Below are 608 nucleotides of genomic sequence, written 5' to 3' on the forward strand. Positions count from 1 at the left end.
TGGTCGCACACGTTTTCTGCAGCCGCCTTTAGGCGTCAAGCATTGCAGCCTGTTTCCATAGTGAGAAGGCGTTGATGCGATGAAGGTGAATGTCGATTGTAGAACGTTGGTGGCGAGGTGGAACGAACAGATTACGTAAGCCTGAGAAGGTTGCTAGAAACCTTTGAAGCTGGCCTGGTGACTTGAACTTCTGCATGGCGCGCTCGCGTTTTCGCAAGGGCAAATGAGAGTTCTCCGCTCGATTATTTAAGCCTTTGTGGCTGAGGTGCTCTACAGCCGGCATAACCTCGCGCCTGGCAGCTCCATAGGAGCCAAGCTTGTCGGTAATCATCCGCTTTGGTGCAACTCCTTGCTGTTTCAAAAGACGGGTCAGTAAACGCTTTGCGGCCTTGGTATTGCGCCGTTTTTGAAGGATTTCATCCAGAATGTAACCATCCTGATCAACGGCCCGCCATAGATAACGCCTCATACCCTGGATGCTGATCACAACCTCATCAAGATACCAGACATCAGTGGCGCTGGGAGTTTTGCGACGCAACTGGCGAACGTAAGCTGGGCCAAACTTAATTCCCCAGCGACGGATGGTTTCATAGGAGACCACAATGCCC

General features: G+C 51.8%; 1 protein-coding gene. It reads right to left on the reverse strand.

Translation table 11 applies throughout. From position 1 onward, the window contains the following. Positions 1–28: 28 nt before the first annotated feature. Positions 29–608: IS6 family transposase (locus PsAD26_RS22950; protein WP_063312280.1), on the reverse strand; the 580-nt coding region annotated here is incomplete at its 5' end.

The organism is Pseudovibrio sp. Ad26 (assembly GCF_001623285.1).
Lineage (GTDB): Bacteria > Pseudomonadota > Alphaproteobacteria > Rhizobiales > Stappiaceae > Pseudovibrio > Pseudovibrio ascidiaceicola.